The sequence below is a fragment of the Paenibacillus sp. ALJ109b genome, from assembly GCF_010747435.1.
Lineage (GTDB): Bacteria > Bacillota > Bacilli > Paenibacillales > Paenibacillaceae > Paenibacillus > Paenibacillus taichungensis.
On record NZ_JAAIFP010000031.1, the window covers coordinates 123,803 to 142,861 of the forward strand.

The 19,059-nt window shown below is 47.6% G+C and carries 19 protein-coding genes; 2 read left to right on the plus strand and 17 right to left on the minus strand.

The genetic code is table 11. From position 1 onward, the window contains the following. Positions 1-30: 30 nt before the first annotated feature. A complete protein-coding gene (locus G3352_RS26635; protein ID WP_163761153.1) occupies positions 31-567 on the plus strand; it encodes a GNAT family N-acetyltransferase in 537 nt (178 codons plus the stop codon). Between the two features lie 143 nt (positions 568-710). On the opposite strand, the gene modB is transcribed toward G3352_RS26635, so the two are convergent. Both modB and modA read right to left on the minus strand, forming a co-directional pair. Continuing rightward, positions 711-1,394 carry a molybdate ABC transporter permease subunit gene (gene modB / locus G3352_RS26640; protein WP_205525072.1) on the minus strand — a complete coding sequence of 228 codons (684 nt, stop codon included), beginning with the start codon at positions 1,392-1,394 and terminating at the stop codon, positions 711-713. After that, on the minus strand, positions 1,391-2,263 hold the full coding sequence (modA, locus tag G3352_RS26645; protein WP_163761154.1) for a molybdate ABC transporter substrate-binding protein: 873 nt from the start codon (positions 2,261-2,263) through the stop codon (positions 1,391-1,393). The genes modB and modA overlap by 4 nt, the downstream gene beginning before the upstream one ends. A 262-nt stretch (positions 2,264-2,525) precedes the next feature. Between modA and G3352_RS26650 the strand changes: the two genes are divergently transcribed. Next, positions 2,526-3,584 (plus strand): substrate-binding domain-containing protein, encoded by a 1,059-nt coding sequence (locus G3352_RS26650; protein ID WP_163761178.1) that lies wholly within the window; start codon positions 2,526-2,528, stop codon positions 3,582-3,584. Between the two features lie 142 nt (positions 3,585-3,726). Here G3352_RS26650 and folE2 read toward each other — a convergent pair whose 3' ends face one another. The 15 genes from folE2 to G3352_RS26725 form a co-directional block, all read right to left on the minus strand. Beyond that, on the minus strand, positions 3,727-4,671 hold the full coding sequence (gene folE2, locus G3352_RS26655) for a GTP cyclohydrolase FolE2 (protein ID WP_205525073.1): 945 nt from the start codon (positions 4,669-4,671) through the stop codon (positions 3,727-3,729). A gap of 45 nt (positions 4,672-4,716) precedes the next feature. Further along, positions 4,717-5,049, minus strand: coding sequence for a DUF3024 domain-containing protein (locus tag G3352_RS26660; protein WP_163761155.1), 333 nt, complete (start codon positions 5,047-5,049; stop codon positions 4,717-4,719). Positions 5,050-5,076: 27 nt separating this feature from the next. After that, on the minus strand, positions 5,077-6,705 hold the full coding sequence (locus G3352_RS26665; RefSeq protein WP_205525074.1) for a nucleoside recognition domain-containing protein: 1,629 nt from the start codon (positions 6,703-6,705) through the stop codon (positions 5,077-5,079). Between the two features lie 35 nt (positions 6,706-6,740). Then, a complete protein-coding gene (locus tag G3352_RS26670; protein ID WP_163761157.1) occupies positions 6,741-7,817 on the minus strand; it encodes an NAD(P)/FAD-dependent oxidoreductase in 1,077 nt (358 codons plus the stop codon). A gap of 64 nt (positions 7,818-7,881) precedes the next feature. After that, on the minus strand, positions 7,882-8,151 hold the full coding sequence (gene rpsN, locus G3352_RS26675; protein WP_090904459.1) for a 30S ribosomal protein S14: 270 nt from the start codon (positions 8,149-8,151) through the stop codon (positions 7,882-7,884). A 29-nt stretch (positions 8,152-8,180) separates the two neighbouring features. Continuing rightward, a complete protein-coding gene (locus G3352_RS26680) occupies positions 8,181-9,377 on the minus strand; it encodes a GTP-binding protein (protein ID WP_163761158.1) in 1,197 nt (398 codons plus the stop codon). Between the two features lie 103 nt (positions 9,378-9,480). Beyond that, the gene (gene cntE, locus G3352_RS26685) at positions 9,481-10,695 is read right to left on the minus strand and encodes a staphylopine family metallophore export MFS transporter CntE (RefSeq protein WP_163761159.1); all 1,215 of its coding nucleotides are present in this window, start codon (positions 10,693-10,695) and stop codon (positions 9,481-9,483) included. Positions 10,696-10,697: 2 nt separating this feature from the next. Beyond that, a complete protein-coding gene (locus tag G3352_RS26690; RefSeq protein WP_163761160.1) occupies positions 10,698-11,456 on the minus strand; it encodes an ABC transporter ATP-binding protein in 759 nt (252 codons plus the stop codon). Beyond that, positions 11,422-12,267 carry a staphylopine uptake ABC transporter ATP-binding protein CntD gene (cntD, locus tag G3352_RS26695; RefSeq protein WP_163761161.1) on the minus strand — a complete coding sequence of 282 codons (846 nt, stop codon included), beginning with the start codon at positions 12,265-12,267 and terminating at the stop codon, positions 11,422-11,424. The genes G3352_RS26690 and cntD overlap by 35 nt, the downstream gene beginning before the upstream one ends. Next, positions 12,248-13,135 carry a staphylopine uptake ABC transporter permease subunit CntC gene (gene cntC / locus G3352_RS26700; protein ID WP_163761162.1) on the minus strand — a complete coding sequence of 296 codons (888 nt, stop codon included), beginning with the start codon at positions 13,133-13,135 and terminating at the stop codon, positions 12,248-12,250. The genes cntD and cntC overlap by 20 nt, the downstream gene beginning before the upstream one ends. Continuing rightward, positions 13,135-14,067 (minus strand): nickel/cobalt ABC transporter permease, encoded by a 933-nt coding sequence (gene opp1B / locus G3352_RS26705; RefSeq protein WP_163761163.1) that lies wholly within the window; start codon positions 14,065-14,067, stop codon positions 13,135-13,137. The genes cntC and opp1B overlap by 1 nt, the downstream gene beginning before the upstream one ends. Before the next feature lie 13 nt (positions 14,068-14,080). Further along, positions 14,081-15,670 (minus strand): staphylopine-dependent metal ABC transporter substrate-binding lipoprotein, encoded by a 1,590-nt coding sequence (gene cntA / locus G3352_RS26710; RefSeq protein WP_163761180.1) that lies wholly within the window; start codon positions 15,668-15,670, stop codon positions 14,081-14,083. A gap of 299 nt (positions 15,671-15,969) precedes the next feature. Continuing rightward, positions 15,970-17,271 (minus strand): opine metallophore biosynthesis dehydrogenase, encoded by a 1,302-nt coding sequence (locus tag G3352_RS26715; RefSeq protein WP_163761164.1) that lies wholly within the window; start codon positions 17,269-17,271, stop codon positions 15,970-15,972. 30 nt (positions 17,272-17,301) lie between these two features. Next, positions 17,302-18,096: a nicotianamine synthase family protein gene (locus G3352_RS26720; RefSeq protein WP_163761165.1), complete on the minus strand. Its 795-nt coding sequence runs from the start codon at positions 18,094-18,096 to the stop codon at positions 17,302-17,304. A gap of 27 nt (positions 18,097-18,123) precedes the next feature. Beyond that, entirely contained in the window at positions 18,124-18,957 is an 834-nt protein-coding gene (locus G3352_RS26725; protein WP_163761166.1) for a histidine racemase CntK family protein, read from the minus strand. Positions 18,958-19,059 lie beyond the last annotated feature (102 nt).

The following is a 19,059-nucleotide window of genomic DNA, read 5'->3' on the forward strand; positions in this document are numbered from 1 at the left end:
GTTAATTTTCATAGAAGGGATTGATCGACCATGTCCGAACAATACCGATTGGCTACGCTTGAAGATGCCGAACAATTGCAGGCTGTTACCGTTGATGCCTATGAGACAATTCGGGCCCTGAACATTCCTTTTCCAGCCGGACACGCTACACTGGAAGTCATCCAGAATAATATTGTACAGCATGAATGCTATATTCTTGAAAAAGGGGGAGAAATCATTGCCACGGTTACCCTTGATCGAGCCGAGGATCTACAGCGGCAAGCAATCAGCCCCTATCCTTTCATCCGCTGGTTCGCGGTAAGTCCGGCCCATAAAAGCCAGGGCTATGGCTCCAAACTACTAGATTGGGTAGAGCAACATATCATTCTGCAAAAGCTTGATGCCCCTGCCGTATTTCTGGCAACAGCGACCCGCCATCCCTGGCTTGCTCCCATGTATGAACGGCGGGGATATGAACCTTTTTATCATAAAACGGTACAGACACCTGATCGGCAGGAAGAGATTGTATTTATGATCAAAACGCTGGACCCTGCCCGTTATAAGACACCTTCTGTTCAAACAGGCTGAACAAAAATCGGCTGGATGAACGTAAACATACATGATATACGATATACGCGGCGTGTGTAAATGAAAACCCGCTCCAAGGAATGATTCCTTTGAGCGGGTTTTTGTATGCTAATCCTTATCACTTTCACTTTAAATAGCACACATCATGCCTTCCCGTCGCGCGGCTGTCTGGTTAAGAGCAGCATGATAAACGAAATGATAATAATAGAGCCGGTCCACATCCAGGCCATCGTCTGATTGCCCGAATCCACAGCAACATAGATCGCAGTGGGTACGGTTTGCGTTTTGCCCGGAATATTACCTGCGATCATGAGCGTGGCCCCGAATTCACCCAGTGCACGGGCGAAACCCAGGATGAAAGCTGTCATCAACGCTCTCCCTGCAAGCGGAAGTGAGATATAACGAAATACCTGCCAATCATTCGCTCCGATCGAGCGGCCTGCATCTTCCAGATCCCGATCAATCCCGCTAAAGCCGGATTTCATCGTCTGATAAACCAATGGGAAAGCAACCACCACCGAGGCAATCACAGCAGCCCACCAGGAGAAAATGACAGGTGCGGAGAAGATGGCTTCAATCCACTGTCCGAGCAGGCTCTTACGCCCCAGTAACACGAGCAATATAAATCCGACCACGGTCGGCGGAAGCACGAGCGGAAGCATAAATGCCGTTTCCAGAAAAATTTTGCCACGGAACGAGGTACGCGACATCTTCCAGGCCACAGTGATGCCAAACACTGCTGCGATCACACTGGACAACAGCGCAACCTGAAGGGAAAGACGAACCGGTGGCCAGAATACCGCCCAGTCTATTGCACTCACATTCATTCCGGAATGGAGAACCCGTACTTGGCAAATACATCAAGCACTTCAGGCGTTTGCAAATACGTATAGAATTGTTCTGCTTCTGTTCGGTGCTTCGTACCTTCAATAATCCCTACTGGATAATTCGCAGGTGTATAGCTGTTCTTGTCTACTTCAAAAGCAATTTTCACCTGATCAGAAGTGAGTGCATCCGTTTTGTACACAAACCCCGCATCCGCATTGCCTGTTTCTACATATTGCAGAACCTGTCTGACATCCTTGCCTTGTACAAGCTTACCCTCCAACTGATCCCATAGTTTGGCATTGGTCAATGCTTCCTTCGCATAGGTTCCAGCAGGCACACTTTCCGGTATACCAATCGCTACGGTCTTGATGGAATCCGCCGTCAGATCCTTCTCGCTTGTTACGGTATCTGAACTATCCGCTGGAATAATGGCTACCAATGAATTTTGCAGCAAATTCTTCTGATCACCCGATGCAATCAATTTCTCATCCACGAGCGCGTTCATATTTTTGGTCGCAGCCGATACAAATACATCTGCTGGCGCGCCTTGTTCAATCTGCTGCTGCAATGCACCGGATGCACCAAAGTTGAAGTTAAGCTCCACATTGGGATTCGCGGCTTCAAAATTCGTTTCGATTTCCTTCATGGCATCCGTGAGACTGGCTGCCGCTGAGATCGTTAGCTCCACCCTTTCCTTAGTATCTGTTGCCCCAGACGTTGAACTCTCACCTGATGTCGCTGGTGTTAAACTGGTTTGTTCCATTGCTGTGGATGTATCGTTACTGTCCGTACTTGCACCGCAACCGGCTAATACGAGAGCCAGTCCAAGTGACATACTCCCCAACACATATCCAATACTCTTTTTCATCTACTTCTCCCCCGATGTTATGTTTAGTTATAACTAGATATAATTAATTATATTTCATTATACATAAGATCATTGAAATAGGAAGGCAGTCTTTGGTGCACCCGTTGAAAGCCAAACCATCGATAGCTGAATTGTGGTGGGCGAGTTTATCCCCTCTGGCTGTTAATGGTATAGTACAAGAGACCCCAGCGTTTATCCGGGACGATGAGCGTTGATGAACGAAACGTTATATGATCTGTACCTTGAAGGAGGATCTTCACTGATGACGGAGGAGCAATCCTATACCACCGAAGAAATATCCAAGCTACTTAAAATATCCAAACTGACGGTTTACGATCTAATCAAAAAGGGAGACCTCGTCGCTTATCGCGTCGGCAAACAAATGCGAGTTGATGCCACCGATCTGGAGGCTTATAAACAGCGCTCCAAGCAGCTTCAATCGCCAGCGCACCGGGCCGCTGTGGATTCAGTTCCCCCCTCTGAATCTTATTCCGGGACGGGAAGTGATCCGACCAATCATACCGTTCATTCCGCTGCAAATGCTACGCCTCTATCCAGAGAGACATTCGCAGCTTCAAGCTCCATGACGGGCAACTCTTTGTCAGCGCATTCGGCCCGTCATCTGGTCATTACGGGACAAGATGTTAGCCTCGATATTCTCATGCGATATATGGAAAAGCAAACACGAGATATTCGTCCGCTGCGTTCGTTCATGGGCAGTCTCGACGGCTTGATCTCCATGTACCGCGGGGAATCCGATCTGGTCAGCACCCATCTGCTGGATGGAGATACAGGAGAGTATAATCTGCCCTACATTCGCAAAATCCTGATTGGCTGGTCGTATGTCGTCGTGAATCTGCTGACACGACCTGCCGGGCTGTACGTTCAACGTGGTAATCCGCGCGGCTTGCAGAACTGGACAGATCTGAAGCAGCCTGAGCTACGATTGGCTAACCGTGAGAAAGGTTCGGGTGCACGTGTATTGCTGGATGAACAATTGCGTCTGCATGGTATCGCTACTTCCCATCTGATTGGGTATGACGTGGAAGAAACCAGTCATATGGGCGTAGCTGCCAAGGTCAGTTCCGGTGAAGCCGATGTAGGAATCGGCAGTGAGAAGGCTGCACGACTTGTCGGTCAGGTTGATTTTATTCCACTTGTTCAGGAACGTTACGATCTGGTCATGCTGAAGAAACAAGGGAACGAAGCGTGGATCGAATCGGTACTGCGCATTCTGCAATCACCGGCATTCAGGCAGGAACTGCAATCATTTGAAGGATATGATGTATCGCGAACGGGTGAAATTTTGTATGAAGTCTAGCGCAATGGCACTTGGATTGCTCATAGGATCGCAAAAAAAACAGAAGAACCGCCGCTGAAGCTCTGACGGTGGTTCTTCTGTTTTCTCTTCATTTTGTAAAGTGATATAAAATAAAATGAATTCCTTAGCCCACACACTATCGTTATCTCGACTTGTCATATACGATACGAGCTACGGCATCATGCTGATGAATGGACTCTTCATTTTTGCAGTCTACCTTAAATTTATTTACCCAGTGCTTCTCATACAGATCTGCCGCCACCAGCCTGACGATATCTTCCACAAACCGCGGGTTCTCATATGCACGTTCCGTGACCCGTTTCTCATCAGGCCTTTTGAGTATGGGGTAAAGACAGCTGCTTGCATTGGATTCGGCCACATTTAGCAGTTCTTCCTTCCAATAGCCCGGCAGCGCGTCTCCCGGGTTGGCTTGTACCTGGATACGCAATAACCCACGCTGGTTGTGCGCGCTATATTCGCTGATCTCCTTCGAACATGGGCATAACGTCGTGACCTGTATATGTAAACCTGTTCTCAGAACAGGGGGTTTTCCAGCTTCCCAGATAACATGAACCGTAGCCAAAGAATGATTTAGTCCAGACAAACCGGTTACGGGGGCGGTTCGTTCGTAGAACCAGGGATAGGTCACTTTCAGCTCCGCCTTCGGCTGATTCATCTGTTCGGCCATCTGCTGCGTCAACGCAATCAGATCCGGAATCCGGTCACTCAACCCTTCACCGTGACTGTGTTGAAGCTGCTCCATCAAGCGGCTCATGTTAATGCCTTTCGATTCGCGATCCAGCGAAGTCGTTAGCCGGAACGTTCCGATGCTGGACAATCGAACGGGATCTTTGGCCGAAATGACATCCAAGGGATACTTCACCTGATCAATACCGACTTGCTGCAGCTCAAATAGAAAATCATTTTTGCTATTCTGCAAATCTTGCATCTCTTCTTTCTGAACAGGCTTATCTCCCTGTATGGGATCAACGGAGCCAAATAACCGCAAACGCTCGGCTTTATCCGGCATGATAAAAGAATCGCTCACTACTCGGCTAATCCTGTTATTCTGTTGTACCTTTTGCATTACAAACCCTCCCTCCAGCACATATTTGCGTTAAAAACCGCGCGTTCAGCGCCAGAACAGACCCGCTTCGTCCCGCTCAACCTGCTCCAGCAGATCTTCAAAATCAGGACAAGGCTCAATAACGTCTACCACATTCCAGCTGCTGTGTTCGTCTTTGGCATATACCTTCCACTGATTCTCTTCCCAGTAAAATCGGGCAATATGCAGTTTGTCCCACTGATATCGTTCTTCAGCAGGCCTTTCCTCGGTCAAAATCAGTTCATTGTCATTCATCTCATACGTTAATTTCACCATGGTGCGCAGTGGTGACGGGACCTTCTCATGGATATAACCGTTCATCACCGATTGAATTCTTCGAATGTTAAATGAGTCCAACATGGAGATCACACCCTTTCATCAACATCGTTATGCAATCCAGTTCCATAGCCACCCCAGTACAAATGCACTGCCCAGTGACGTTACGAGCTGTCTGCCTGCCAGTTGCATACCAAAGACTGTTCCCAACTCCTTGCGAATGGTCCACATCGTCACCAGACATGCCGTTAACGTGGAGGCCAGGTACACAAGAATAAACAGCTGCCCGCCACTCAAGTCTTCAACGAAGGAACCCTGATCCTGATTCAGCACCAACAACCCGTCTTTTCGCAAAATGGAAAACAGAATGCCGCTCGCGGCATCGCCCGGCAGATGAAAGATCGCAAGTGCCGGCGTCAACGCGCCAGTCAGGGCAGACAGTACCCCCGTCTGCTCCAGCAACGTGGCCACCACACAAATACCGATGAAAATAGGCATCGCCTGCACGAGAAACTGTTTCATGACAGACCGAACGCGCCAGCTTACAGAGCGCCATGATGGCTTTTGCATAAATGTACGGTTGGCATGTAACGGGAGCGTGTCATCCAGCCGATTTCGATTCCACAGACGTGTATGAATTGCGCCCGCAAGTACCAGTACAAGCATATAAGGAAAGAACAGCCACGGCTTACCGCCGGAACTGAATATGGATAGAGAAGCTCCAATCTGGTAGCTGCATGCAGAACCGAAGGAGATCATTGAAACACAGGTCTTTCGTGTACAGGAGCTGCATGTACGGCTCTGGAACACAGCCACGACATTGCATCCAAAACCACTGAGGACCGGAATCAGATCCTTACCGTTCAAGCCGATTTTGCGCATCCACCCATCCAGCGAGTCGGTAATCCGATCTTTCAGTCCGCTTTCCTCCGTCACCGCCACACTGACCCCAATAAGGAATACGACCGGAAATGCCCATATAAACGAATACAAGCCCAGACTAATTATCCCGTAATCTCCGAGCATTATCGCCTGTAGCGGATTCCATAATCCCACAGTCATACGATGGAGCGGTTCAAGAATCCAGGCATCTGCGAGCGGTTGTATCCAGCCGGAGAACAGATAGGCCACATACACCGGTGCTGCAAATAATAATACCAGTGCAGCCAAAGCCACAAAACGTCCCCAAACCGTATGCTCAAACATCGTTGTCTGCGGTTCGTCCACAGACGATTCAGGAGGTGATGCAAGCTCCGGATGCCTCTTCATGGGTCTGGCGGCAACAATCGCCCGGCATATCAGGTCTTGGGCGTTTCCATCCATTTCCCTTGTATTGAGCGGCAGAACGGAAATGCCCAGACCTTTACGGTAATAGTTAACCTGAGCCGATAATCCGGGACCACATTTGTCGGCAAACGTAAGCACCAATACAGCATTTTTGCCTGTGACATCCAGCATACCGAGCAGTAAAGGCAGTTCCTGCACCACATCTGTGCCGCGGATGACCAAGATTACTGTATCACCGGCTGCGAGCTGTTTTAACGTCAACATGGTCGTTACGCTATCATCCTTCATCCGGATTCCGGGTGTATCGAGCAATTCAAGCTGGTGCTCAAGCAACTCCGCTCTGCGGATTGTTACCGTGGAGCCCCGTACATTGGATTCCTCACCCGTATCTCTGCCCGTAAGTCCCCGAAACAGAGCCGATTTGCCCGCGGATTCGAAGCCAACCAGCACCACTTTACGAAGTTCTTCGGGTTACTCCACAACCGAATTCAGCATGTGCAGTCTTCACCGCAGCAGGACAGATCATCAAGAAACATGCCTTCTTTGCGATAGATTTCCAGCGGAGTCAGATCCAACCCAAGTCTCTCGCCCATGGCCTGAGCCACAACCGCAAAGCGCTGTCTGAATTTATAAATGAAGCAAAATTGGAGTTGACCATGCATGACCTGTGGTCCAGTAATAAACAGTCCGGGGGCAATCGTCGATTCATCCGCCGCTCCCAATTGCAGCTGACCTACCTTGTTGCGCTCGACGAGATTCTCAATCAGGTGCAAACTGCTGCGGAACCCGGTCGCCAGAATAGGAGCCTGACCCGTCTTAAGCAAGTGGGACTCTCCGGAATCGTTCTCGCAATAGAGAACATAACCGCCCGGTTCATCCGGTTCAATCCACTTGACCTCATAACCTTGCATCATGTTTATTCGCTTATCCATCATTGCCGAGCGCAGGCGATCCTTCGTATAGGGGCTTAGTTCCACACTTGGATCACTGCTGCCCTTGGCGAGTCCTCGTCCGTTTCGGTCGATTACCGTTACGTTTTTCCCCAGTTTACTCAGGTGAATAGCTGCATCCACACCGCTCTCATAGCCACCAACGATGACACATTCTTCTCCCTGAACCACCGTCCAGCTGGAAAATAAACTGCTGTGCACACCATACTCAGCCCCAGGAAACAAGTCCAGTCTCGGATATTGAAATTCACCTGCTGCCCAGATGACATAGCGTGTCCGCAGTTGTCCATTGGATGTCACGACCCAGAAGCCTTTCTCCTCCGGAATAACCTCCGAAACATCTACTCCCGTTTGCACAGGCAATTTCTTGAACTGGCTCACCACCTGCAAATACTTCGCATACTCCAACCCTGTCGGGTGTTCTGTTCCCAGTGTGTACGCTGGAGACGTATTCAAAGCCACGGCGTTCAGATCCATCATGCCATAGGCATTGCTTGTGAACGAAGGGGTGATCAGACGCATTTCCTCCGGCCACGCCAAAAAAGTTGCTCCCACCTCACTGCGTTCCAGCACGGTAAAACGAGGCATTCCCAGATCCTGCAGGACAGAGGCCATGCCGATTCCGGCTGGCCCCCTCCCACAATCACACAATCATAATCAAATGGATCATGCATGTGTCTTACCAGCTTGACTTCGTGACGCCCGGAATTTGACCTTGATGAGCCAGCTCACGGAACACAATCCGCGATACCTTGAACTTGCGCAAATATCCTCTCGGGCGGCCTGTCAGTTCACAGCGATTTTTCAATCGGGTCGGAGAAGCATTGCGCGGCAGTTTCTGCAGCGCTTCATAATCCCCTTTTTCTTTCAGTTCCCGGCGTAGCTCCGCATATTTGGCTACAATTGCCTGACGTTGTTTTTCACGTACCACTTTTGATTTTTTGGCCATGGTTTACAGCTCCTTTATGAATTTATTTTTTATACGACTTCAACTGGCCAAGGGAGAGGATTGTCGAAATGCCCCCAATCGGCCTGCATTTCTTCATCACTGAGCAGACATTGGTCAAGTTCGTCTTCAATGATGGCGCGCTCCATTTCAATCCCGATCATGACCAGCTCGGTCTGACGGTCTCCCCACTGCGCGTCCCACTTTTTCAGTACATCTGGCTCCGTACGCAAAATTTCTTCCTTGTCCGCTTCCGGTAAAGCCGCAACCCAATGTCCGGCGGGGCCAAACTGAATCGACGATCCCGCCTGACTCAGACTTGCAGCCACATCTCCTTCAGCCGCGAGCCAGACCAGCCCTTTGGCACGCACCACTTCTTCCGGCCAGTAGCTCATGAATTCAGCTAGACGAGAAGGATGAAATGGTTTCCGACGACGATACACGAAGGAACCAATACCGTATTCCTCGGTCTCCGGTGTATGGGATTCCTTCTCCAGTTCCTGAATCCACCCGGCGGACATGCTTGCTTTCTCGAAGTTGAAGAGACCTGTATTCAAAATTTCAGACGGGGTGACTTGACCGTTCACAATCCGAATGATTTTGGCGTTAGGCTGAAGCTTGCGGATGACACCTTCAAGCTTATTCAGCTCCACGTCATCGACCAGATCACATTTGTTCAGCAGCAGAACATCACAAGTCTCGATCTGATCAATCAGCAGGTCCACAACATCGCGGGTATCTTCCTCACCTGTGGCCTGGTTCCGATCCAGCAGGCTCTGCCCTGAGGCAAAATCATGCCAAAATCGATGGGCATCCACGACGGTTACCAGACAATCCAGCTTCGCCAGACTTGTCAGATCAATACCCGACTCCTCGTCGGCATATGTAAATGTCTGCGCTACAGGCACAGGTTCACTGATGCCTGTGGATTCAATCAGGATATAATCAAACCTGCCTTCATTCACCAGCTTCTCAATCTCCTGCAACAGATCATCCCGCAAGGTGCAGCAGATGCAGCCATTGGACAGCTCCACCAGCTTTTCTTCGGTGCGCGACAATGTCGCCTCACCCTTCACCAGAGCGGCATCGATGTTGACCTCACTCATGTCATTAACGATGACGGCGACCTTGAGCCCCTGGCGATTGTGCAGTACGTGATTAAGAACGGTTGTTTTACCTGAACCGAGGTAACCGCTAAGAACAGTTACCGGAACCTGCTTTTGTGTCATGTGTATCTACTCCTTATGGTTGTGGTCCATATGCCTCAGACCTTAATAGTAATTATTACGATTAACAACAATGACTATAATCCTGTTGAACGATGTTGTCAAATCATATTTGTTTTTCTCGTGCGATCACAGACACATCTGTGACTGGTTTTCTTCGTTCATAGGCAAAAGCTATCATTACCGCCCCTAGGATAGCACAAATCATATACATAAACGAATAGGAAGATAAATCAGCGACCGGCCCCATCAACACACCGCCCAGAGATACACCCAGATCTGCTGTCGCAATGAATAAACCGATTAACACATTCCGATTCAACTGTGGCAGCACAAAGGATAAATAGGTGGTTAACGTTGGATAGATAATGGATTGAGCGATACCCATCAAGATAGCCCCCACATACAAAAGGACAGCTCCTCCTGTCATTGCCCAGCTTACACATAGTGCGGCTAATGCCAGCAGCAGCATCGTTCCCATGATAAAAGGTGCATGCCATTTGCCATCGGAGGGGATTTTTTTACGTAACAACATCCGGGCGATCACAACAGTTCCTGCCTGAAGCATCAGATAGACACCCGCATTGCCGCTTGGCAATTGACTGGTGTACAGGGGAATAAAGGTCGTGATGGCACCAAATACAACGGAAGCACTTAGCATCAGTACACTGCATCTAAACAAGAATGGATTTTGCACCAATTGGCGAAAGGATTGAAACATGCTTACGTTCTGCTCTGATGAATTTTCAACAGGATGTTGCTCATTGTTCTTGTCCATTTTGGCAGTATATCCGAAGACACCTGTACAGATGGCAATACCGACGAGCACAACCGTAAAATAATCCATGCCGCCTGTCTGCCAGATTCCTAGCGCCAAGACAGGTCCCACAATGCCGGGGATATAACTGAACAACGAATAATAGGAAATGCCCTGGGAACGGTCTTTCTCCGGCAGGGCATCAATAATGCCAATCTGCAGCGTCATGGAAAAGAAAGCGGTTGATACCCCCTGTAAAATACGAGCAACCAGATAACCTCCAAGCCCTGTAAACGTGTATAGAACAAGGGCACAACCATTAATAATCAGAATAAAACGAAGTACTTTGATCGGTCCGTGCTTTTGAATGATATGACCTGCCCATGGCCTGAAAAACATGGTCGTGAACATATAGGCACCCATAATCAGCCCAATGGTTGTACTGCTCGCCCCCAAGGATTCACCCTGTAAAGGAATAATGACATTAAGAATTGCATTTGCACTAAAATACAGAAGAACCAGGATGTACAAACGCAGAAACGGCCATGACATCGCTCCACTCATCCTCAGTCCTCCCCTTGGAATGTAATTAAATAGGTTAATAATCTCCTGGCATAATCGGACTGAACATCCTTCAGCTGCTCAATAGGCACCATCTCCTCAATCTGACCGTCCCTGAAAATAATAACCCTATCGCAAATATAGGCTGCCGCCTGAATATCATGCGTAATGAACACGTAGCTCATCTGATAGAATTGCTTCAATTCTTTTAACAATCGCAGCACCTGAATCTGCACAGACACGTCCAGAGAACTGATGGCTTCATCGAATACAATGCATCGGGGTTCAGTAGATATGGCTCTCGCAATACATACTCTCTGAGCCTCTCCACCGGATAATTCATGCGGATATTTGAGCCTGTAGGACGAGTCTAATCCCACTTGATGCAACAACGTATCCACCTTGCTTTGTATATCCGCTTCCACTTTTTTATGAGCTTTCAAAGGCTCCATAATGGCTTCCTCCACCGTGAGAAATGGATTAATGGAGGACGTATAATTTTGAAACACGGCACTAATGCTGCCCCTTCTCACGCGGCGATCATTCACGTTTTTCCCCTCAAATAAAATACGCCCGCGATCAGGCTTCTCGATACCCAGGATCAGACGGCCCAATGTCGACTTGCCGCTCCCACTTTCACCGATGATGCCGAGACATTCGCCATGCTGGCATTCAAATGCAACATTTTTTAACACCTGCTGCCTTTGTTTGGAGAATAATCCGCCTTGTTTATAGGACTTTTCTATCCCATCCACGTTGAGCAACTGTATCCCCTCCCTGCATCAATTTCCTGAAATGATTGCTCAGCTCCAACCGGGTGGAAACCAAATATTGAGTATAGGCATGCTTCGGCTTCGTAAAAACAGACCGAATGTGCCCACTTTCGACAATGGCACCGTCTTTCATGACCATCACTTCATCTGCAATCTTCTGGACCACACCGAGGTCATGGGATATAAACAGCATGGAACAACCCATTCGTTCGCGTAATCGAATCAATTGTTCAACCACCTCATATTGAGAGATCGTATCCAATGCCGTTGTGGGTTCATCCGCAATGATCAGATCCGGCTCCAACACAAGTGCCAATGCAATCATAATTCGCTGCAACATGCCACCTGATAGCTGATGTGGATATTGATTCAGGATTTCCTGCGGATTCTTTAACATGACACTTTCCATGGCGCTAATGATCTTCCGTTCGCTCTCTTTGTTGTTCCAGTCGAAATGTGTCTGTAGCGTCTCCCGGATATGGACACCGATTACACAAGAAGGGTCAAATGCGCTCATGCCATTTTGGAGAATCATGCACAAGTTTTTGCCTCTTCTTTGTCTCATCTCTTGTTCAGAAAGCTGGTTCACGTCCTCACCTTTGAAGAGAATTGTTCCGGACTGGCGAATCCAGGGTTTATTCAAACGCATAATGGACCTGCATGTGACGGACTTGCCACTTCCGCTTTCTCCGACAATGGCCAGACAGCTTCCCTGTTTGACCTGAAATGAACTGTTATGAATAATGACCTTGTCCGTATTGGCGTCCCAGATCTTCAAATGTTTAACCTCTACTATATTCATAAACGGCTTTTCCCACCTCTTTTTTACGAAGCTTACCTTGGGAAGTCATTAATTTGGGGTCCAACGCGACCTGAAGCGCATCCGATAAAAAATTAAAGGCCGACACCACAATCACTATGGCTAGTCCAGGTGCCAGCATTAACTCTGGTCTGGAGAACATGACTTCCCTTGTCTCATTCAACATCATCCCCCATTCGGCATGAGGGGCCTGGATTCCCAAACCCAGAAAAGAAAGTCCCGAGATCTGCAGCATCATCGAACACATGGAACCACTGGCAATCACCGCAACGTCGGCAAATGTTACCGGAACAATATGCTTGGTAATAATTCTAAAGCTGCCAATGCCAGAGGCTTTGGCGAATTTCACATACTCCATCTCGGAGAACTGCATCACGGATGTTCGAATGACGCGGGCAAACCATGCCCATTTCATGACCACAAACGCAATCAGAATATGTTCAAGTCCCGCACCCAAAATGCCGACTACTGCCAGTGTCATGACGTATCCCGGGAAAGACAGCATGACATCACAAAGTCTCATGATCCAGGCATCTGTCTTCCCCTTGAAGTACCCCGCGATAAATCCGACGACAGCTCCGACCAGAACAGATATCATCAAGGCTACCAACACCCATAGCACACTGGGACGAATTCCATAAATGAGTCTGGATAACACACATCTGCCCAAATGATCATTTCCTAACCAATAACTCCAGGAGGAAGTAGCATATCGAAGCTTCATATTCACTTCCTCCGGGTCATGGGGTGCACACAACGGGGCAAATATTCCCATAGCAACAATGATCACAATGACAGCCAGCGATGTCATCGCAAGTTTGTCTTTGCTCAAATTTCTTAATAATCGCATTAGAGATCCTTTCTTAATCTGGGATTCATCGCCGCATTGATCACGTCAGAAATCGTATTAAACAGCACAAAGGTTACGGCCAAAATAAGAACATACGCCTGAATAATTGGGAAATCCCGATTGAGGATCGACCGTACGCTCAATCTTCCGAGTCCCGGCCAGGCAAACACATTTTCAATCACAACCGTGCTTCCGAGCACGATGGGGATGGCCATGCAAAATATGGATACCGCCACTTGCAGCGAATTCCGCAAAATATGCAGGGTCACCTTCCGTTCACTTAAGCCGCTTGCCCTTCCATAGAGCACGTAATCCTCATTCATGTTGCTTAGCATCGAACTCCGGACCGTTCTAAAATAAATGCCTGTATAACTCACCGTAATCACAATCACCGGCAGAATATAACTCTTCAACGAATCCATCCCGCTCGTAGGCAACAAGTCCAGTTTGACGGAAAAAGTCCAGATCATGATGGCTGCGAGCCAGTAAGATGGCATTGCGGTCAGGACAAACGAGAGGCCTCTGACCGATTTATCGACGGCTTTCCCTTCTCTCATGGCACAGATCACACCCAACAGGATGGAGAATCCGATAATGAACACCGATGATACCAGCGTTAATTTTAATGTGTTCAGGAATGCTGGACCAATCAGAGACCACACCGGTTCACCGGATACATACGAGCTGCCAAAATCAAACTGCATACACGCAAACAACCAATTCACATACTGAATGATGAATGGTCTATCGAACCCCAAAGCTTCATTCGTTTGGGCGATTAATTCATCCGTGATCTGAGGAACCTCCTGTGCCTGTAATACAACTACGGCGGGGTCCAGGGGCGAAAGGTTAATGAGAACAAACGTTATCAATGAAATGACAAACAGCAGGGGTATGGCGAGCAATATCCGTTTGACTATATAACTTCCCATATCCATCCCCGCTCTATTTAAATTTCATTTGCTCAAATGGCAATTCATATTGAGTCTGTTTGAATGTGATTCCGTCCAGATTTTTGGGAGCCACGACAGTAACCCGCCCATTGGTAATCGGAATAAACACCGCTTCATCATGAACCATTTTCATAATGTCGGCGTACAGGGATTGGCGGGATGCCTCATCTGTAGAGACCATGACTTCATCAATTTTCTTATATAGTTCATCCGCCTGGGCTATGCCGCTTGTTGTGTGTTTATAGGCGGAATCCGAAGTAAACGCAGCGATGGTGCTCTGTGGATCGTACGCCAGTCCCCAGGTTTGATTGAACAGCAGATCATATTCCCCGGTTGCCCTTCTGTTCGCGATGGAAGTGGATTCCTCACCGACAATCTCCAGCTGAATGCCCGATCCTTTTAAAGCATGCTGGATCAATTCTGCCTGTGTTTTTTGCGAAGATGAATTGCTGTCATAATACAATGTCAGAGCTAATGGCTGGCCATTCTTCGTTCTTACTGACTTACCGTTTGGTAATGTCCAACCTGCCTTTTCCAAAAGCTCATTTGCAGTCTCGGGATTATACTCCCGCTTTTTCAATTCAACATGGGTATAGTTAACATTTGAAGAGAATAAGGTGTCCGCTACGGTCTGAGTTCCGTTAAAAATGTCATTGCTGATCGTTTCCCGATCAATGGCAACCCATATCGCTTCACGAACAACCGTTTCGTGGACAGGGTTATCCACTTTGCTACTATTGGCTACGATCATATTCGTATTCATTGCTTCACTTCGGACCACTTGAAAATCACCCGAGTCAGCCAACTGATTCATGGCTTCAACATCAATACTGTCCGCACCCCGATCATCGGTGAATATAAAGTTGATTTCGCCCTTCTGTAATGCCAGTAATGTCGTTTCGCCTGCCGGGAGAACCTTTGACGTGATTTTTTGGATCTTAGGTGCGCCGCCCCAGTATTCTTCATTGGCTTCAAATGTTGCATTCTCATCGATTTTATGTCCTGTCAGCTTGTAGGGCCCTGTGCCGTGATAGCCGCTTACCCCGTCCTTTGTGCCACCATTCGTAAAATCTTTGGGTGATATAAATACATACGGTCTAGTCATGGACAGCTCCACCAGAGCTGGATAATAGGGCTCGGAAAGTACCAGTTCAAATGTGTATTCATCCATTACTTTTGTACTTACGATTTTGGTGGACAGCTTAATCCAGGCATGTTTTTCGGCATTCGCCTGAACCGCATCGATATTTTGTTTGACCGCCTGCGCGTTAAACGGTTCACCATCATGGAATTTCACACCCTGTCGCAAATTGAACGTATACGTTTTCCCGTCTTCGGCAATATCCCAGGATTCTGCCAGCAATGGCTTGATTCCATCGACCGTGTTTTCAACTAAAGATTCGTAAACCATCCCTTGTGCGGGCATGGAACCGGTGTATAAATGAGGATTCATATCATTAATATCCTTGGCGGATGCATAAATGAGTTCAGACTTGACCTCGCTATTCGTTGACTCCGTTGTTGTCCCCCCATCTTGCCCACATCCTGCGAGCACGATAATGACAGACAATAACAGCAACATTAAACCCAAAGCACTACCCTTTTTCACAACTTTTCCTCCTGATAATGAAAGATATATACAAGTTCACTTAGAAAATGTTACATCGTGCTACTCCGATTGCAGTACCATCTTCCGATCGCTCTTATCCCCAGATTTTTTTGATTCCCTTATATAAAAGGAAAAATCCGGGGATAAAGGCGCAGCGTAGGCTTCCGATGCAGCTTTCTTTCAGAAAGCTTGTAGCTTCGCTTCTTCAAATTGGTTCTGCACTCTCCGTTATGATGTAAAATTCAGGTTCACTTGTATAGATTGAGATGTAATTAAACCGTGCTGTTCGCCAGCCCTGCGCAGATCATCCGAATGTCTTCATTGAAGGTCTGAACGACAAATGCATCGGATAGATCCTGATCCGGGTGAGCACGAGCGACTTCTTGAATCTTCCCCTCATAGGTGTCAATAAACGAATCGATGGTTGGGCAGCTTACCTGCATATGTCTCGCAATGCCCCGAATGATTTTGATGCGATAATAATCCTCCTTGGGCATTCTGGGAATGTCCAACGCTCCATCCTGATTGACAAACATCTTCCTAAAGGGAACGGCCGAAAAGTCAAAATACTTTCCCTCCGGGTTAGGCTTCGAAAAGGGATCAATCAACAACGAGGTGTACCGTATGTATAATAAGTACTCTTGATGAATGTCCTGCAACTGGTTGAAATTCTCTATATCGTGGCGTGATAAACTCTCCAAACGTACCGGATAATTATCATCCGTCATGAATTGAAGCAGATTGACACCCTGGATACGGAGCCTATCCGTGATTTTCATAATTTCGTTCCACTGTGTCCGCATGTCCCGAATCAAATATTGGGTTACAGGACCTTCGGGGTAGATTTTATATACATATTTCTGAGTGTCTGATACTCCGAAGATAGCATCCAATGAAAAGTCATTCATGAATAATGGCGGGTGTACGTATAAAGAAATATTTCTCGTTTCCGCCTCGAGTGCAGATGGCATAACTTCCAGCGCAATGCCCAATTGCTCGTACATCTTGCACAGTCTGTCCACATGTTCAGAAGGAGTTGAAGTAGAACCGATATAGACCTTTTTCTTGACTCCTGTTGTAATGACATGATTGGAAGGTTGGTCGTTCATCCATCGGGTATCCCCCAAATAGGTAGAGAAGCTGATCACTTCCGTATCCGCATGCAGCTGCTTCATATAATGGCTTACCAGCATGTTGGAGCCAAAGGTTGGAGAGACCAAAATAATGTATTTCACTTGTTTGATGAAGTTATTCTTCATTTGCTTCAATACATCGACATAAGCATCCGTTGTCACAGCGAAAATGAGCGTATCCCATTCGCCTTCAATGGTCTCGTATCCCTTAAACACCTGATCGACGAAGCATTCACCTGCCAACGGTCGATGCTTTTCATTTTGAATGCTTGCTCCAATGAATCCGTCACTTTGCCGAACTGCTTCATAAAAAGATTCTGAACGCACCGACTCTCTTCCCGCTATGCCTACGGTGCAATTGAATTGCTTTTTGAGCGATACTGCCAGCTGAATGGATGCAGGGCCTGTTCCGAGCAACAGCACTCGTTGAAATCCGCTCATATGGACCTCACTTTCCCAAGCTCAAGCGAGCTATGCTTTTTGGTATAACGCAATATCGAACACATCATCCGGACGCAGAATATTGTCGACCATTTTCCACTTGCTGCTGTTAGTCTCTATCATCGGATAGTTAAACAACGACTTTAACTGGTTACCATACCTCATCGCCACCACCACATGTGCATTCGTCAATGCGTGCAATTGATCGAGCAGATCATATTTATTGGAAACCGTGGAACTGAAAATGATATGTGTTGCTTTTCTCGTAAAAGCAAGGTCCTGCACCAATGTTTGCTCCAAATGGATGTTCAAGCCCGCACCTAGCTTCTCCACAACCTGCTGCCCGAGTGTAATAGCTTCTGCATCAATATCGATGCCAACCACCTCTGCCCCTGTTCGCTTGGCGATAAACAAAGGTGTCATGGGAAATGACCCGGAGCCTACCAGTAGCACTTTGGAGTCCGAGGTGACATAAAAGCTGCCAAACTCTTTTTCAATACATTCTTCTATATTTCTGAAATAATCCGCGATTTCTACATCTCCATCTTGCAGCTTCAATGCCCGATATTTCTCCATGACCGCCACACACCGTGCAGATTTATCTCGCAGATCAAGGACAAGCTGGTGCATGCTGCCTGATTCCTCTTGAGCGAGTTGTTCCCAGATTCGTTCATTTTGCTTGTCTGTTATAAACGTGGAATAGTCATCAATTAAAGCCTCCAGCTCTGAGCTATGCTGAACCGTATGATCATATCTGCCTGCCAGCTCATCGAATTTCCCGGAAAATTCACTCAAGCATGTTTGAAAATCAATTAATGTCTCCATTCCTCTTCCTCCTATATCTCGTCATGGTCATGCATCTATAAAGGCTTTGCCCTGGGCCACGATTCCAACCGATCCTTCGATCGTAATTCGTTCAAGCTCTGCTCCATTCCACTCAGCCATCACTTTAATCGCACCACCAGGCTGCTTGATATGCTGAACGATTTCCTTTTGCCTGCTCCATGCCAGATAGGCTCCCACCGAGGCTGTACCTGAACCGCACCCCCTTTCCCAGATCAGACTATCTAGCTGTGGGACAAATATGAGCGGTGCCAGCTCCTCCGATTGGGATTTGTATAATAAAATGCCAATCAGCTTATCCCCCAAGGTTAAGCCTAATAATCGCGCCAGCGCTTGAGCCCTCTTTCTCATCGTTTCATCAAACGCTTCCACTTCGATGACGATATGGATGAATTCCCGATACCGCACGATCACCATATCCATATCGATTCCCTCATACTTTACGGTTCGTTGTTCAATCTGCTCAGGTATGGGCATCGTGACTTGGCAAAAATATTCATTCTGCTGCTGCTTCACCTGACATCTGATTAATTGATCTGTCCCGGAGACCTCCAAGACGATTTCTGTGAAATCGGTGGATTCCAACTCGTTCTCGGACGCGATATACGCAGCCAAGGCCATGCAGGCATTCCCGCAGAACTCTCCACCGGCCATTTCCAAATGGGCAGCTGCCTCCGGTTTTATCGCTCCGCCAATGAACCCCACTTGTTCGGCGTATACGTTGTCATAGGACATAATTTGGGCGGCGATGTGTGGATATGTCTCAGCTGGATGATTCGTCTTCACCAGAACCGTCATATTTTGCGTGGGATTAAACTTGATAAAATCAATCTCCTGTTTCATCGCAGCCGCTACTCCTATTCTTGTGATGGAATTAAGCCTGAGCTCAATTAGCTATATAAATTGAACTAAAGAATACACTTGCCACTCCGATGACAGAACAAC

Coding starts and splice junctions, on each gene's coding strand:
- G3352_RS26635 (WP_163761153.1), top strand. CDS start 31: ATGTCCGAACAATACCGATTGGCTACGCTTGAAGATGCCGAACAATTG.
- modB (WP_205525072.1), bottom strand. CDS start 1,394: ATGAATGTGAGTGCAATAGACTGGGCGGTATTCTGGCCACCGGTTCGT.
- modA (WP_163761154.1), bottom strand. CDS start 2,263: ATGAAAAAGAGTATTGGATATGTGTTGGGGAGTATGTCACTTGGACTG.
- G3352_RS26650 (WP_163761178.1), top strand. CDS start 2,526: ATGACGGAGGAGCAATCCTATACCACCGAAGAAATATCCAAGCTACTT.
- folE2 (WP_205525073.1), bottom strand. CDS start 4,671: ATGCAAAAGGTACAACAGAATAACAGGATTAGCCGAGTAGTGAGCGAT.
- G3352_RS26660 (WP_163761155.1), bottom strand. CDS start 5,049: ATGTTGGACTCATTTAACATTCGAAGAATTCAATCGGTGATGAACGGT.
- G3352_RS26670 (WP_163761157.1), bottom strand. CDS start 7,817: ATGGCCTCTGTCCTGCAGGATCTGGGAATGCCTCGTTTTACCGTGCTG.
- rpsN (WP_090904459.1), bottom strand. CDS start 8,151: ATGGCCAAAAAATCAAAAGTGGTACGTGAAAAACAACGTCAGGCAATT.
- G3352_RS26680 (WP_163761158.1), bottom strand. CDS start 9,377: ATGACACAAAAGCAGGTTCCGGTAACTGTTCTTAGCGGTTACCTCGGT.
- cntE (WP_163761159.1), bottom strand. CDS start 10,695: ATGAGTGGAGCGATGTCATGGCCGTTTCTGCGTTTGTACATCCTGGTT.
- cntD (WP_163761161.1), bottom strand. CDS start 12,267: ATGAATATAGTAGAGGTTAAACATTTGAAGATCTGGGACGCCAATACG.
- cntC (WP_163761162.1), bottom strand. CDS start 13,135: ATGCGATTATTAAGAAATTTGAGCAAAGACAAACTTGCGATGACATCG.
- opp1B (WP_163761163.1), bottom strand. CDS start 14,067: ATGGGAAGTTATATAGTCAAACGGATATTGCTCGCCATACCCCTGCTG.
- cntA (WP_163761180.1), bottom strand. CDS start 15,670: ATGTTGCTGTTATTGTCTGTCATTATCGTGCTCGCAGGATGTGGGCAA.
- G3352_RS26715 (WP_163761164.1), bottom strand. CDS start 17,271: ATGAGCGGATTTCAACGAGTGCTGTTGCTCGGAACAGGCCCTGCATCC.
- G3352_RS26720 (WP_163761165.1), bottom strand. CDS start 18,096: ATGGAGACATTAATTGATTTTCAAACATGCTTGAGTGAATTTTCCGGG.
- G3352_RS26725 (WP_163761166.1), bottom strand. CDS start 18,957: ATGAAACAGGAGATTGATTTTATCAAGTTTAATCCCACGCAAAATATG.